This is a genomic window from Xanthomonas translucens pv. cerealis, from assembly GCF_006838285.1.
GTDB classification, from domain to species: domain Bacteria; phylum Pseudomonadota; class Gammaproteobacteria; order Xanthomonadales; family Xanthomonadaceae; genus Xanthomonas_A; species Xanthomonas_A cerealis.
Genome location: NZ_CP038228.1, coordinates 555662 through 569000 on the forward strand (window position 1 = coordinate 555662; position 13339 = coordinate 569000).

The 13339-nt window shown below is 69.7% G+C and carries 14 protein-coding genes; 9 read left to right on the plus strand and 5 right to left on the minus strand.

The annotated features are described in order from the left end of the window. Nucleotides 1-57 precede the first annotated feature (57 nt). Nucleotides 58-678 carry a glutathione S-transferase family protein gene (locus tag E4A48_RS02470; RefSeq protein WP_039005641.1) on the plus strand — a complete coding sequence of 207 codons (621 nt, stop codon included), beginning with the start codon at nucleotides 58-60 and terminating at the stop codon, nucleotides 676-678. 97 nt (nucleotides 679-775) lie between these two features. Further along, nucleotides 776-1495, plus strand: coding sequence for a hypothetical protein (locus tag E4A48_RS02475; protein WP_039005640.1), 720 nt, complete (start codon nucleotides 776-778; stop codon nucleotides 1493-1495). 122 nt (nucleotides 1496-1617) lie between these two features. On the opposite strand, the gene E4A48_RS02480 is transcribed toward E4A48_RS02475, so the two are convergent. Continuing rightward, entirely contained in the window at nucleotides 1618-1884 is a 267-nt protein-coding gene (locus E4A48_RS02480; RefSeq protein ID WP_142741832.1) for a DUF2798 domain-containing protein, read from the minus strand. 143 nt (nucleotides 1885-2027) lie between these two features. On the opposite strand from E4A48_RS02480, the gene E4A48_RS02485 reads away from it, so the two are divergent. Then, the gene (locus E4A48_RS02485) at nucleotides 2028-2960 is read left to right on the plus strand and encodes a LysR family transcriptional regulator (RefSeq protein WP_142741833.1); all 933 of its coding nucleotides are present in this window, start codon (nucleotides 2028-2030) and stop codon (nucleotides 2958-2960) included. 18 nt (nucleotides 2961-2978) lie between these two features. On the opposite strand, the gene E4A48_RS02490 is transcribed toward E4A48_RS02485, so the two are convergent. Together E4A48_RS02490 and E4A48_RS20830 are read right to left on the minus strand one after the other, a co-directional pair. Next, entirely contained in the window at nucleotides 2979-4247 is a 1269-nt protein-coding gene (locus E4A48_RS02490; protein ID WP_039005637.1) for a cation:proton antiporter, read from the minus strand. Continuing rightward, on the minus strand, nucleotides 4244-4795 hold the full coding sequence (locus tag E4A48_RS20830; protein ID WP_260608045.1) for a hypothetical protein: 552 nt from the start codon (nucleotides 4793-4795) through the stop codon (nucleotides 4244-4246). The genes E4A48_RS02490 and E4A48_RS20830 overlap by 4 nt, the downstream gene beginning before the upstream one ends. Before the next feature lie 41 nt (nucleotides 4796-4836). Here E4A48_RS20830 and E4A48_RS20835 point away from each other — a divergent pair, with 41 nt between their 5' ends. Further along, complete coding sequence (locus E4A48_RS20835) at nucleotides 4837-5031, plus strand: hypothetical protein (protein ID WP_260608046.1); 195 nt, start codon at nucleotides 4837-4839, stop codon at nucleotides 5029-5031. 107 nt (nucleotides 5032-5138) lie between these two features. Here E4A48_RS20835 and E4A48_RS02500 read toward each other — a convergent pair whose 3' ends face one another. After that, the gene (locus tag E4A48_RS02500) at nucleotides 5139-6731 is read right to left on the minus strand and encodes an alpha-N-arabinofuranosidase (protein WP_260608047.1); all 1593 of its coding nucleotides are present in this window, start codon (nucleotides 6729-6731) and stop codon (nucleotides 5139-5141) included. Between the two features lie 595 nt (nucleotides 6732-7326). Here E4A48_RS02500 and E4A48_RS02505 point away from each other — a divergent pair. Continuing rightward, the gene (locus E4A48_RS02505; protein ID WP_142741834.1) at nucleotides 7327-8379 is read left to right on the plus strand and encodes an aldose epimerase family protein; all 1053 of its coding nucleotides are present in this window, start codon (nucleotides 7327-7329) and stop codon (nucleotides 8377-8379) included. 54 nt (nucleotides 8380-8433) lie between these two features. Here the strand turns inward: E4A48_RS02505 and E4A48_RS02510 are convergent, their stop codons facing one another. Beyond that, nucleotides 8434-9228 (minus strand): cytochrome C assembly family protein, encoded by a 795-nt coding sequence (locus E4A48_RS02510; protein ID WP_039005635.1) that lies wholly within the window; start codon nucleotides 9226-9228, stop codon nucleotides 8434-8436. Nucleotides 9229-9389: 161 nt separating this feature from the next. On the opposite strand from E4A48_RS02510, the gene ffh reads away from it, so the two are divergent. The 4 genes from ffh to rpsP all read left to right on the plus strand — a co-directional run bounded on the left by ffh (nucleotide 9390) and on the right by rpsP (nucleotide 13316). Continuing rightward, complete coding sequence (gene ffh / locus E4A48_RS02515) at nucleotides 9390-10778, plus strand: signal recognition particle protein (protein ID WP_039005634.1); 1389 nt, start codon at nucleotides 9390-9392, stop codon at nucleotides 10776-10778. Between the two features lie 313 nt (nucleotides 10779-11091). Next, nucleotides 11092-12162, plus strand: coding sequence for an NAD(P)H-dependent flavin oxidoreductase (locus E4A48_RS02520; protein ID WP_039008874.1), 1071 nt, complete (start codon nucleotides 11092-11094; stop codon nucleotides 12160-12162). Continuing rightward, nucleotides 12159-12959, plus strand: coding sequence for an aminotransferase class IV family protein (locus E4A48_RS02525; RefSeq protein WP_039005632.1), 801 nt, complete (start codon nucleotides 12159-12161; stop codon nucleotides 12957-12959). Before E4A48_RS02520 ends, E4A48_RS02525 begins: the two co-directional genes overlap by 4 nt. A gap of 96 nt (nucleotides 12960-13055) precedes the next feature. Further along, nucleotides 13056-13316, plus strand: coding sequence for a 30S ribosomal protein S16 (gene rpsP / locus E4A48_RS02530; RefSeq protein ID WP_142741835.1), 261 nt, complete (start codon nucleotides 13056-13058; stop codon nucleotides 13314-13316). The last annotated feature ends 23 nt before the right edge of the window (nucleotides 13317-13339 follow it).

A 13339-nucleotide genomic window follows, 5' to 3' on the forward strand; every position in this document is an offset into this window, starting at 1 on the left:
GCGGCGCAGGCCGGCATGCGCCAGCATAGAATTGGCGCTCGCGACAGGAGCGCTGCCATGCTGACGATCTGGGGCCGACACAATTCGAGCAATGTGCGCAAGGTGCTGTGGTGCGCCGAGGAAATCGGCGTGGCCTATGAATCGATCGAGGCCGGCGGCGCGTTCGGCAAGACCGCCGATCCGGCCTACCGCGCATTGAATCCCAACGGCCTGGTGCCGGCGATCGAGGACGACGGCCTGGCGCTGTGGGAATCCAACGCCATCGTGCGCTACCTGGCCGCGCGCTATGCGCCGGACACGCTGTATCCGCAGCATCCGGCCACGCGCGCGCGTGGCGACAAGTGGATGGACTGGACCACCTCCAGCTTCGCCGGCGCGTTCCGCGACCTGTTCTGGGGCACGCTGCGCACCGCGCCCGAGGCGCGCGACGAGGCCAGGATCGCCGCGGCGCTGGCGCGATCTGGCCAATTGCTGGGCATGGCCGATGCGGCGCTGGCGCAGCAACCCTGGCTGTCGGGCGCGCAGTTCGCGATGGGCGACATCCCGCTGGGCAGCTTCGCCTACGCCTGGTTCGAGATGCCGATCGAACGGCCGGCGCTGCCGCATCTGCAGGACTGGTACGCACGCCTGCAGCAGCGTCCGGCTTACCGCAAGGGCGTGATGACGGCGCTGACCTGAGGATGGTTTGTCCCCGGCCAGCGCTGCCGTGCCTGTTTCGCTGCGGCGGCCATTCCGCTCAAGCGCATCCGATACCTGACGGCAAGGAGCCGCCACCGTGATCGAAACCCCCAAAATCGTGCTGTGCATTCCCGGCCCATGGCCGGACCGCCCGGATCTGCTCGCGCGCATCGTCCGCGACAGCGGTGGCTATCTGTTCGCCGGGCAGGTTCTGCTGCATCTGCAAAGCGGCGACGCATTCGAACTGCAATACGAGCCGCGCGACCCGCGCATGGCGGCCGCGTTCGCTGCCGCCGGGCCGCATTGGCTCGACTCCGACGACATGGCGCGCATCCACGCGCATGCCTCGGTCGTGTATCTGATCGGCGATGGCGGTTCCCGGGCGCGCGCCGAGGCGATGATGCTGGCGGCCGCGGCGCTGCTGGATGCCGGCGGCCTGGGGGTGAAGGTCGAGAGCAGCGGCGTGGCGCACGGCCCGGGCGCGTGGCGCCAGCTGTGCGCAGACCTGGCCTTGTTCAGCGCCCATCGTGCGTATGTGTTGAACCTCACCGGCGAGCAGGTGCATTCCTGCGGCATGCACCAGTTCGGCATGAAGGACGCGATCGTCGCGGCGCAGGCGGCAGACGACCCGGTCGCGCTGCTGCACACCTTCACCTGGTATCTGTTCACCGAAGCGCCGCCGATGCGCGAGGGCCACACCTTCGCCGTCGCGGAGGATGCGCCGCGCTACCGGCTCGATGCCGAACCCAGCGCCCAGTTCCAGCCCGGCGACCTGTTCGCCAATCCTTACGGGCTATGGCGGCTGACGCCGTTGTGAGCCGGCAATTCAAGCTGCACGTGTAGGAGGCTTCAGCCTCGACAGGGCTTCACCGGCACCCCGTCACCGTCGCGACGGCCGCATGACACGCGGCCGACTGCAAAGACAGCAGGCGAACCCGCTCAACGCGGCGCATGCACCGTCGCCGCCACCAGGCGCATCACCAGCGGCCGCACCAACAGAATGCAGCAGAACGCGGTCGGCATCGCCAGTCGGTACGCCCCGAGCACGCGCTGCAGATAGCCGTCGCCGAGGCCGGCATCGGCTGCGGTGATCACCAGGCACATCAGCATGGCCATGATCGCGGCCATGTAGAAGGCGAACACGAACGGGGCGGCGCGCAGGCCCAGTTTCAGGCGGCGTGGCGCGGCGATATCGAAATCCTGCATGGGCGATGCCTCGGTGGTCGTTGCGGGCCGGACGGCTCGGGACGCGGCACGTTAGCAAGCTGATCGCAATGCCAGTAGGCGAGGGCGGCTTGCGACTTTGTAAACTGTAACTTACGAATGCATCGCGTATAGCTGTTTGCGTAGTGAACCTTCTCCAGTCCATCCGCAGCTTCATCCATACCGTCGAGGCCGGCAGCGTCGCCGGCGGCGCCAAGGCATTGGGCGTGAGCCCGGCGGCGGTGAGCCAGAACATCGCGCGGCTGGAGGCGCACCTGGGCGTGCGCCTGCTCAACCGCAGCACGCGCAGCCTGGCGCTGACCGAGCGCGGCGCGCTGTATCTGCAGCAGGTGCGGCGGGTGGAACTGGATCTGGAGCGCGCGCGGCAATCGGTGGCCGATCCGCATGCCGAGCCGGAAGGGCGGTTGCGCGTCGCCAGCACCGCCGCGTTCGGCCGGCATGTGCTGGCGCCGCTGTTGCCTGCGTTGGCGGCGCGGTATCCGCGCCTGTCGATCGAACTGCTGAGCGCTGATCATCGCGTCGACCACGCGCAGGAAGGCGTGGACGTCAGCATCCGTATTGAATCGCAATTGCAGGACGGCCTGGTCGCGCGTTGCATCGCCGCGGTGCCGTTCGTGTTCTGCGCGGCGCCGGAGTACCTGGTGCGTGCCGGCACCCCGGCGACGCCGGAGCAATTGAAGGGCCACGCCTGCCTGTTGCTGCGCTGGGCTGTGGACGGCCGCTGCCTGCGCTGGGGTTTCGTCCGCGACGGGTTGCGCTTCGATGTCGATGTGACGCCGGCGCTGGTCGGCGACGACATCGACGCGCTCGCCGGCATGGCGGCGGCCGGTGGCGGCATCACCCGGCTGGCCGCGTTCGTGGCCCAGCCTTACCTGCAGCGCGGCGCGTTGCGCGCCTTGTTCGAAGACGACGCAGCTGGCGCGGCCGACGCCGCGCCCGAACCGATGCGGCTGTACCTGTGCGTGGTCGACCGCCGCGATTTCACGCCGAAAGTGCGCGCCTTGCAGGAGCAGCTGGTCGCCGGCCTGCCGCCGGCGTGGCGCGTGCCCGCGGCATAGGCGCGGGCACGCGCCGCGCTACAGCCTGCCGTCGGCCACCGCCGGCGCCGCATCGCGCGCGGCGGCGCGGCGCATCACCCAGTTGAACAGCGGCGTGGCCAGCAACGTGGACACGATCGCCATCAGCACCAGGATCGAGAACAGGCCCTGCTCGATGACCCCGGCCTGCAGGCCGATGTTGATGATGATCAGCTCCATCAGCCCGCGTGCGTTCATCAGCGCGCCGATCGCCATCGCGTCGCGGTTGTTCTCGCCGCTGATGCGCGCCGCGGCCCAGCAGGCGATGCCCTTGCCCAGGAACGAAGCGAGCAGGATCGCCACCGCGGCGATCAGGATCTGCGGGTCCAGCAGCACGCTGAGCTGGGTCTTGAGCCCGGAGAAGGTGAAGAACATCGGCAACAGGAACACCACCACGAACGGCTGCAATTGCTCGCGCAGCTTCTCGGTCAGCGCGCCCTTGGGCAGGCAGGCGCCGAGCAGGAAGCCGCCGAACACCGCGTGGATGCCGATCGCGTCCATCGCCCAGGCGCTCGTGCAGAACAGCATCAGCACCACCGCCAGCACGCTGGCGCTGAGCGGCTGGTCGGGACGCACGTGGTCGGCCAGGCGCCGCAGCCAATGGCGGCCGACCAGCAGCATGAACAGCGCGTAGCCCACACCGCCGCCAATCGCCAGATAGGCGCTGTTCCAGCTGCCGCCGAAGCTGGCCAGCACGATGGCCAGGATGCACCACGCCGCGGCGTCGTCCACCGCACCGGCGGTGAGCGCCAGGGTGCCGAGCGAACTGCCGGTGAGGCCGCGCTCGTGGATGATCCGCGCCAGCATCGGGAACGCGGTGATGGCGATGGCCGCGCCCAGGAACAGCGAGGCTTCCAGGATCTTGGCCTTGGCCGAGAACAGGCCCGGGGTGTGCAGCAGCCACGGCACCAGCGCGAACGCGAGCACGAACGGCACCGCGATGCCTGCCAGCGACACGCTCATCGCGCTGCGGTAACGCGCACGGAAATGCTCGCTGCGAAAGTCGGTGCCGACCAGGAACATGTACAGGCCCACGCCGAACTGCGCGACCACGTACAGCATGTCCAGGGTCTGCTTGGGGAACAGCGCCTGCTGCAGCTCCGGCAGGACCAGGCCGAACAGCGATGGCCCCAGGGCGACGCCGGCGATCATCTCGCCCACCACCTGCGGCTGGCCCACGCGCTTGGCGAGCAGGCCGACCAGGCGGCATGTCAACAGGATCGCCGCCGCCTGCAGAAAAAAATACACCGACATCTGCGGGGTGGTCATTGAGCACGCATTCTTGATAGGTCGGTGGATGATAGGAGGGCAGTGCGCAGAAATCCACGGATGCCGGCCGCCCCGCCATGTGCGCCGGCCGCTGCGGCGAACCGCTGCTGGTACTTTCGGCAATGACCGCTGCGCGCCGGATGCAGTGCCATGCGCAGCGGCGTGGCGGGCTGTTGGCGGCCGCCGGGGGCGTTACCGCCAGGCCGGATCGCGGGAGGTCGAGGTGCCGGTTCGCCGGCGCCGGTTTTTTGCCCGGCGCTTGCGCGCGCCGCGATCCGGGCTTGATAGGCGTCCCGACCCCGGTGCCGTGCACGCGTCGATTCGTTGCCATTCTCGCATTGCTGCCTGCGCTCGCCGCGGCGCAGGCGCCGCCATGCGCGACGCCGCTGCAGGTGGCGCAACGGCTGTACCAGGCGCGCGATTTCTAGTGGCGGCCGCAGAACCTGGACGGGCTGCTGACCCCGTCCTTCGCCCACGCGATCAAGACCGAACTCGCCTGCGCCGAGCGCGTGGGCATCTGCCGCCTGCACGACGACCCGTGGACCCATGCGCAGGATGGCGACATCAGGGCGCGCCGCGTTTCACCCTGGTGTCCGGCGGCTTCCTGGCGACCGTGCTCGAGGTGCGGGTGGGCTACCGGCTGGCGCTGGATGGCGCGGCCACCAAGCCAGGCTTGGTAAAGATCGCACTGCAGCGCCGCGGCAACGGCTGCTGGCCGATCAGCGACCTGTTCTCGCCGGACGGCGACGCGTTGTTCGCGCGTCTGTCCGACACGCCGGAGTAAGCGCGGCGCATAAAAAAACCACGCCGACCTGCACCGGCGTGGTTCGGACGACCTGCCCGCGCCCTGCAGCGGGAGGGTAGGCGCGAAGGCGTCCGCGACTATCGCGTCTATTGCAGCTTGAGCATCACGATCGCCTTGGCCGGCAGCGCCACCTTCAGCGTGCCGCCCTGCAGGCTGGCGCCGTTGAACGCGGCCGGCTGCACCGCCTGCGGTTGCTCGAAGGTGTTGAGCGCGGTGATCTTCGGCGCGGTGAGGATCTGCCCGCTGACGCCGCCGGCCTGCACGCCGCCGACCTGCACCACGACCTCGGCGCTGCGGTTCGGATCCAGGTTGGTCAGCGCCACATAGACGTGGCCGTCCTTGGCCTTGACCGCCGAACCGTGCACCGACGGCACCGTGTACTCGCCATGCGTGTAGGCGGGCGCCTTGATCTGCAGCGGCAGCGCGGTCGCGTCCTGGTACGGCTTGTACATCGCGAACACGTGGTAGGTCGGGGTCAGCAGCATTTTCTCGCCGTCGGTGAGGATCATCGCCTGCAGCACGTTGACCATCTGCGCGATGTTGGCCATGCGCACGCGGTCGGCGTGCTGGACGAAGATGTCCAGGTTGAGCGAAGCCACCAGCGCATCGCGCAAGGTGTTCTGCTGGCGCAGGAAGCCCGGATTGACGTCGGGCAGGCCCTTGTACCAGGTGCCCCATTCGTCGACCACCAGCGCGACCTTCTTGTCGGGGTCGTACTTGTCCATGATCGCGCTGTGCTTGGTCAGCAGCTCGTCCATCACCAGCGTGCGCGACAGGGTCTCGATCCAGTCGTTCTCGTTGAAATCGGTGGACGAGGCGCGCGGCGGCCAGCCGCCGGGGAAGGTGTAGTAATGCAGGCTCAGGCCGTCCATGAACTTGGTGGCCTCGCGCATCATCACTTCGGTCCAGTGATAGTCCGAATCGTTGGGGCCGGGCGCGATCTTCATGATCTTCTGGTCGGCCGGCGACTTGACGAAGGTCTGGTAGCGGCGATACACGTCGGCGGCGTATTCCACGCGCATGTTGCCGCCGCAGCCCCACAGCTCGTTGCCGACACCGAAGTACGGCACCTTCCACGGCGCCTGGCGGCCGTTGCCGCGGCGCTGGTTGGCCAGCGTGGACTTGGTCGGCGCGGTCATGTACTCCACCCATTGCGCCATTTCGTCCGGCGCGGCGTCGCCGACGTTGCCGGCCACGTAGGCCTGGGTGCCGAGCAGCTCGGTGAAGTCCATGAACTCATGGGTGCCGAAGCTGTTCGGTTCCTCGACGCCGCCCCAGTGCGTGTTGATGCTGGTCGGGCGCTTGGCGCGCGGGCCGATGCCGTCGCGCCAGTGGTATTCGTCGGCGAAGCAGCCGCCGGGCCAGCGGATGTTGGGCACGTCCAGCGCCTTCAGCGCCGCGACCACGTCGTTGCGGTAACCGCGGGTGTTGGGGATCTTCGAGTCCGGTCCGACCCACACGCCGCCGTAGATGCCGTTGCCCAGGTGTTCGGCGAACTGCCCGAACAGATTGCGCGAGACCTGCGCGCCCGGCTGGTCGGCGCGCAGCGTGCCGCGCACTTCCACGTCGGCGGCCTGCGCCAGTCCGGCACCGAGCGTCAGCGTGGCCACCGCGGCGGCCAGTGGCAGGCGTCGCCGCCAGCGCAGCGCGGCGTTCTTCAGTGAGCGGGTCGAGAGCATCGTGGGTCTCCTGGGGCGTTGGGGCGGCGGCTGCCCGCTAGGGCGCCGCGTCGGTGAAGGGCGGCACTCGCCGCGTGCGGCGCATGCAATCGGATGATGGCGGCTGGCGCACGCACGGCGAACGGCGGCGGCAGCTGGCAGTGCGTGGCAGGGTGTCGGTAGCGGTGCAGATCGCAATCCTTGTGACCGGTGAGGGTGCGACAGCACGGCAGCGGATCCCGGCCGCGGTTCGAGCATAGGCAGGTCAGCGCGTTGCGACCAATCATTTAAATCCTCGCTGCTATAGCCGATTCGCATTGCTGCGGCGACGGTCCAGCGTCGTGCGTTGCCGTTGCGCTCCCGATGCGCGGATCGAGGATAGGCGTGCGATAGATCGCCGACCAATGATTTAAATCGGCGTAGCGATATGGGGATTGCAATGATGCGATGCCGCAGATTACGTGCGTGGATTGCGCCTTGTGTTGGTATGCAATCGCAGCGGCAAGCGCGTGGCGCGGTGCATCGCTGCGCCAGTGTGCGCGACGATGGCTTGCGGGCGGCCGCGCTGGTTATGCTGCGCGGCACGCGTGAACGCGCCCACTCAAAGGACACCTGCATGTCATCGATCTTCGGCCAGCTTCCGGACGGTACCGCCATCCAACGTGTGGTGCTGGACAGCGGCGCAGGCCTGCGCGCGGAGCTGCTGACCTACGGCGGCCTGTTGCGCAGCCTCAGCCTGGACACCGCGCGCGGCCACACCGAGCTGGTGCTCGGCCTGCCGACGCTGGACGCCTACCTGCACGATCCGGCGTATCTCGGCGTGCTGGTCGGCCGCTTCGGCAACCGCATCGCCGGCGCGGCCTTCGACCTGGACGGGCAGCGCCACGCGGTCGCCGCCAACGAGGGCGCCAATCATCTGCATGGCGGCACGCGCGGATTCGGGCGCCGGGTGTGGTCGGTGCAGGTGCAGTCCGAGCACCGCCTGCAACTGCACTACGACTCGCCGGCCGGCGAGGAAGGCTATCCGGGCAACGTGCAGGTCAGCGCCGAGTTCAACGTGCACGGGCGCACCCTGGAACTGGAGTTCGCTGCGCAGACCGACGCGCCGACCCCGCTCAATCTCACCCATCATCCGTATTTCAACCTGGCCGGCGACGCCGGTGTGGCCGCCGCCGCGCAATGGCTGCGGGTGCCTGCCGACCGCTACCTGCCGGTGGCCGACGCCGCGTTGCTGCCGACCGGCGAGGTCGCCGCGGTGGCCGGTACGCCGTTCGACTTCCGCAGCCCGCGCGCGATCGCCGACAAGGACAGCGCCGCCGATCCGCAGTTGCGCCTGAGCGGCGGCTACGACCATTGCCTGGTGCTGGCCGAACCGCGCGACTGCAGCGCCATCCTGTATTCGCCGCACAGCGGCGTGGCCATGCGCATCGCCAGCGCGATGCCGGCGCTGCAGCTGTACGAAGGGCATTGGCTGGACCGCCAGCATCCCGGCCTGGGCCGCGGCGTGTGCCTGGAGCCGCAGGGCTATCCGGATGCGCCGAACCAGCCGGGCTTCCCCGACACCATCCTGCGCCCCGGTCAGGTCTACCGGCACCGCATCCAATACCGCTTCGCCGAGGTCGGCGCGCATGCCGATTGGACCGCGGTGGAGGCGGCGCTGGCCGATTGAGGCGCGTTACCGGCCTGCCGGCAGACAGCGTCTCCCGGGGCTGCCCTGCAGCCGCTACTGCGGGTGGCCCAGCACCAGTTCGATGACGAACTTGCTGCCGAAGAACGCCAGCAGCAGCAACAGCATCGCCGCCAGCGTCCAGTGCACCGCCTTGATCCCGCGCCAGCCGTAGCGCCAGCGGCCGAACAGCAGTGCGCCGAAGACGATCCACGACAGCACGCTGAGCACGGTCTTCTGCACCAGCCGCTGCGCCAGGAAATCCTGCACGAACAGCACCCCGGTCAGCAGGGTCAGGGTCAGCAGGATGAAGCCGACCACGATGGTGCGGAACAGCAGCGTCTCCAGCGCGGTCAGCGGCGGCAGCGCGCGCAGCCACGGGTGGAAGTCGCGGCGCCGCAGCGCGCGCTCCTGCAGCCACAGCATCACCGCCAGCAGCGCGGCGATGCCCAGCGTGGCGTAGGCCAGCAGCGCCATCCACGCGTGCAGCTGCAGCCGCCAGTCCAGCACCGGCGCCGGTTCGTGGCCGTGCGAGTGGTAGGCCAGCAGCAGCGCCGCCGACAGCGGGAACACCACCACCCCCAACGCGGCCATGCGCCCGCTGGCGCCGACCAGCGTGGTCATCAGCGCCATGCCCAGGCTGACCAGCGACAGCGCGGCAAAGAAGTGCATGTCCGGCCCGCCGGCGGTGTGCAGCGCCACCTGCACGTGATAGCCGGCATGCAGCGCCACCGCCGGCAGCGCCGCCCACAGCCAGACGCGGCTGCGCTCGACCCGGTCGCGCACCACCGAGCCGACCAGCAGGCCGGTGGCGCTCAGGTACAGCAGGGTCGCGACGAGGATCAGGAACATCGCGCCAGTTTCGCATATCGGGCCGGCACTGGTGGCGCGGGTGCCGTGCTGCGCGCGCGGCGGCGGCCCCGAGGCGGCGGCGTCTCCGCGATCGCCGGCGGGCGCGGCTACAACGGGCGCGGCTATAATCGGCTACCGTTTCCCGTCTGCGACCCACCCGCATGTTCGAATCCCTCACCCAACGCCTCTCCGGCACCATGCAGCGTCTGCGCGGCCGCGGCCGCCTGACCGAGGAGAACATCCGCGAAGCCACCCGCGAGGTGCGCATCGCGCTGCTCGAGGCCGACGTCGCGCTGCCGGTGGTGCAGGCGCTGATCGAACGCATCAAGGTGCGCGCGGTCGGCCAGGAAGTGCTCAAGAGCCTGACCCCGGGCCAGGCGCTGATCAAGGTCGTGCGCGACGAGCTGACCACGGTGATGGGTTCGGCCGCCAGCGACCTCAACCTCAACGTGCCGGCGCCGGCGATCGTGCTGATGGCCGGCCTGCAGGGCGCGGGCAAGACCACCACGGTCGGCAAGCTGGCCAAGCACCTGAAGGAAAAGCGCAAGAAGAAGGTGATGGTGGTCTCGGCCGACGTCTACCGTCCGGCCGCGATCGAGCAGCTCAAGACCCTGGCCGAGCAGGTCGGGGTGCTGTTCTTCCCGTCCGAGGCGGCGCAGCAGCCGGTGGATATCGTCCGCGCGGCGATCGCCGACGCGCGCAAGTCCTTCGTCGACGTGTTGCTGGTGGATACCGCCGGCCGCCTCGCCATCGATGAAGCGATGATGGCCGAGATCAAGGCGCTGCACGCCGCGATCACCCCGGCCGAGACCCTGTTCGTGGTCGATGCGATGACCGGCCAGGACGCGGCCAACACCGCCAAGGCGTTCAGCGAGGCGCTGCCGCTGACCGGCGTGGTGCTGACCAAGACCGACGGCGACGCCCGCGGCGGCGCCGCGCTGAGCGTGCGCTACATCACCGGCAAGCCGATCAAGTTCATCGGCGTAGGCGAGAAGCCCGACGGCCTGGATGTGTTCCATCCCGACCGCCTGGCCAGCCGCATCCTGGACATGGGCGACGTGCTGTCGCTGGTCGAGCAGGTCGAGCACCAGGTCGACAAGGACAAGGCGCAGAAGCTCGCCGAGAAGGTCGCCAAGGGCAAGAAGTTCGACCTCAACGACATGCGCGACCAGCTCGAGCAGATGCAGAACATGGGCGGCATTTCCGGGCTGATGGACAAGCTGCCAGGCATGGGCCAGATCCCTGAGCATCTCAAGCAGCAGGTCGCCGGCAACAAGGACGTGCCGCGCATGATCGCGATCATCGGCTCGATGACCAAGAAGGAGCGGCGCAATCCGACCCTGCTCAACGGTTCGCGCCGCGCCCGCATCGCGCGCGGCTCCGGCACCCAGCCGGCCGACGTCAACAAGCTGATGAAGCAATACCAGCAGATGGAAAAGATGATGTCGAAGATGGCTGGCGGCGGTATGAAGGGCCTGATGCGCGGCATGAAGGGCATGATGGGCGGCATGGGCGGCATGGGCGGCCGCGGCGGTCTGCCGTTCCGCTGAGCCTCCCCGCAGCGCTCGGAAAGTAGCCCTTCTCCCCCGGGAGAGGGGGTGGGGTGAGGGTCCGGCGCGAAAGCGTCTCGCGGAGTTTGGGGGGGGGGGGGGGGCGAGGCGCCCGTACCCTCATCCGCCCCTGTGGGGCACCTTCCCCGAAAAGGGGGGGGCATGGTCCCGACGGGAGAAGGAACAGCCATCTCGCGATGCATGGAGAGGCGAGGGTGAGGATGAAGCCGCCTCGTCAGCACGCAGCGCGCCGCGCAGAAACTGGCATCATCCGCTGCGCCATCCGCCACCGCCACCGCGGCATCGACCCGCCATGAACGATTCGCTGCACCACCGCGTCACCGCGTTCCGCACGCGCTTCGCCCTGCGCATGCCGATTCTGCTGTCGCCGATGGCCGGCGCCTGTCCGGTGCCGTTGTCGGTGGCGGTCGCGCAGGCAGGTGGCATGGGCGCGATGGGCGCGGTGCTGTCCTCGGCCGCGGACATCGGCACCTGGATGCAGGCGTTCCGCCACGGCAGCGACGGGCCGGCGCAGGTCAACCTGTGGGTGCCCGATCCGCCGCCGCTGCGCGATGCCGCCGCCGAGGCCGCCACCCGCGCATTCCTCGCGCAATGGGGACCGCCGGTCGAGACCGCGGCCGGCGACGCCGGCATGGCCGATTTCGCTGCGCAATGCGCCGCACTGCTGAACGCGCGCCCGGCAGTGGCGTCCTCGATCATGGGCCTGTTCCCGCCCGCCTTCGTCGCCCAGCTGAAGCAGGCCGGCATCGCCTGGTTCGCCTGCGCCACCACGCTGGACGAAGCGTTGGCGGCGCAGGCGGCCGGGGCCGATGCGGTGGTCGCGCAAGGCGCCGAGGCCGGCGGCCACCGCGGCGCATTCGATGCGGCGCGCGCCGGGCAGCAGCTGAGCGGTCTGTTCGCGCTGCTGCCGCGGCTGGCCGACCGGCTCGACGTGCCGGTGATCGCCGCTGGCGGCATCGGCGATGGCCGCGGTATCGCCGCGGCGCTGACCCTGGGCGCCAGCGCGGTACAGATCGGCACCGCCTTCCTGCGCACCCCGGAGGCGGCGCTAGCGCCCGCCTGGGCCGAGGCGCTGGCGGGCGCCGAACCGGAACAGACCGCGCTGACCTGCGCTTTTTCCGGCCGCCTCGGCCGCGCGCTGGTCACCGACTACGTGCGCGCCGCGGCCGAACCGACCGCGCCGCCGCCGCGCCCATACCCGGTGCAGCGCGGGCTGACCGCGCCGATGCGCCAGACCGCCGCGCACGAAGACCGGCTGGCGGCGATGCAGGCATGGGCTGGGCAATCGGCGTGGCTGGCGCCGGCGCAGCCGGCGGCGGCATTGGTCGAAACCTGGTGGGATCAGGCGCAGGCGCTGCTGTGAGCGCGAGGCTGTTCTGCGAAGGCCGGCCGGCGAGCGCGGCGGCATTGGCCGCGCCGGCGCTGGTCAACTACGGCCACTTCAGCACGATGCAGGTACGCGACGGCGCAGTGCGCGGCTTCGGCCTGCATCTGCAGCGGCTCGATGAGGCTACCCGCACGCTGTTCGGCAGCGACCTGCCGGCCGATCGGATTCGCGCCGAGTTGCGCGCTGCGCTGCAGGCATTCGGCAGCGGCGATGCGTCGCTGCGCGCCAGCGTATTCGCGCGCGACTTCGATTTCCGCCGCGCCGATGCGGCCTGTACGCCGCAGCTGCTGGTGTCGCTGGCTGCGCCCGCGCAGGCGGACGCCACGCCCTTGCGGCTGCGCAGCGCGGTGTTCGCGCGCGAACTGCCGCAGATCAAGCACGCCGGCACCTTCGCCCTGTTCCACCAGCGCCGGCTGGCGCTGCAGGCCGGCTTCGACGACGCGCTGTTCATCGATGCGCAGGGCCTGATCGCTGAGGGTTCGACCTGGAACTTGGGTGCCTGGGACGGGCAGGGCGTGCTGTGGCCGCAGGCGCCGGCCTTGCGCGGCACCCAGGAGCGGCTGCTGCAGGCCGGCCTGGCTGCGCTTGGCATCGCCCAGCAGGTGCGGCCGCTGCATCTGCGCGAACTGGCTGGGTATGCCGCCGCCTTCGCCTGCAATGCGCGCGGCCAGCAGGCCATCGCCGCGGTGGACGGGCAGGCGCTGGGGCCGGCCGCGGAGCTGTTGCGAATACTGAACGCGGCCGTCGAGACCCAAGCCTGGCAAGCCATCTGACCGGTCTGGGGATGACTTGGCAGCGTTCCGGCCGCCCGCTATAATCGCTGGCTTACCGCGCCATCCTGGCGACTGGGCAACACCGGAAACTCAACCATGGTCAAGATTCGCCTTACCCGTGGCGGCGCCAAGAAGCGTCCCTTCTACCACATCATCGTCACCGACGTGCGCAGCGCGCGCGACGGCCGCAACATCGAGCGCCTTGGCTACTACAATCCGGTCGCGCAGGGCGCCGAGCCGCGCATCGTGCTCGACCTGCCGCGCGTGGACCATTGGGTGTCCAACGGCGCGCAGCTGACCGACAAGGTGCGCAACCTGTATCGCGAAGCGACCAAGGCCCAGGCCGCCGCGGCCTGATCCTGCGGGCCGCGCCTGGCGCG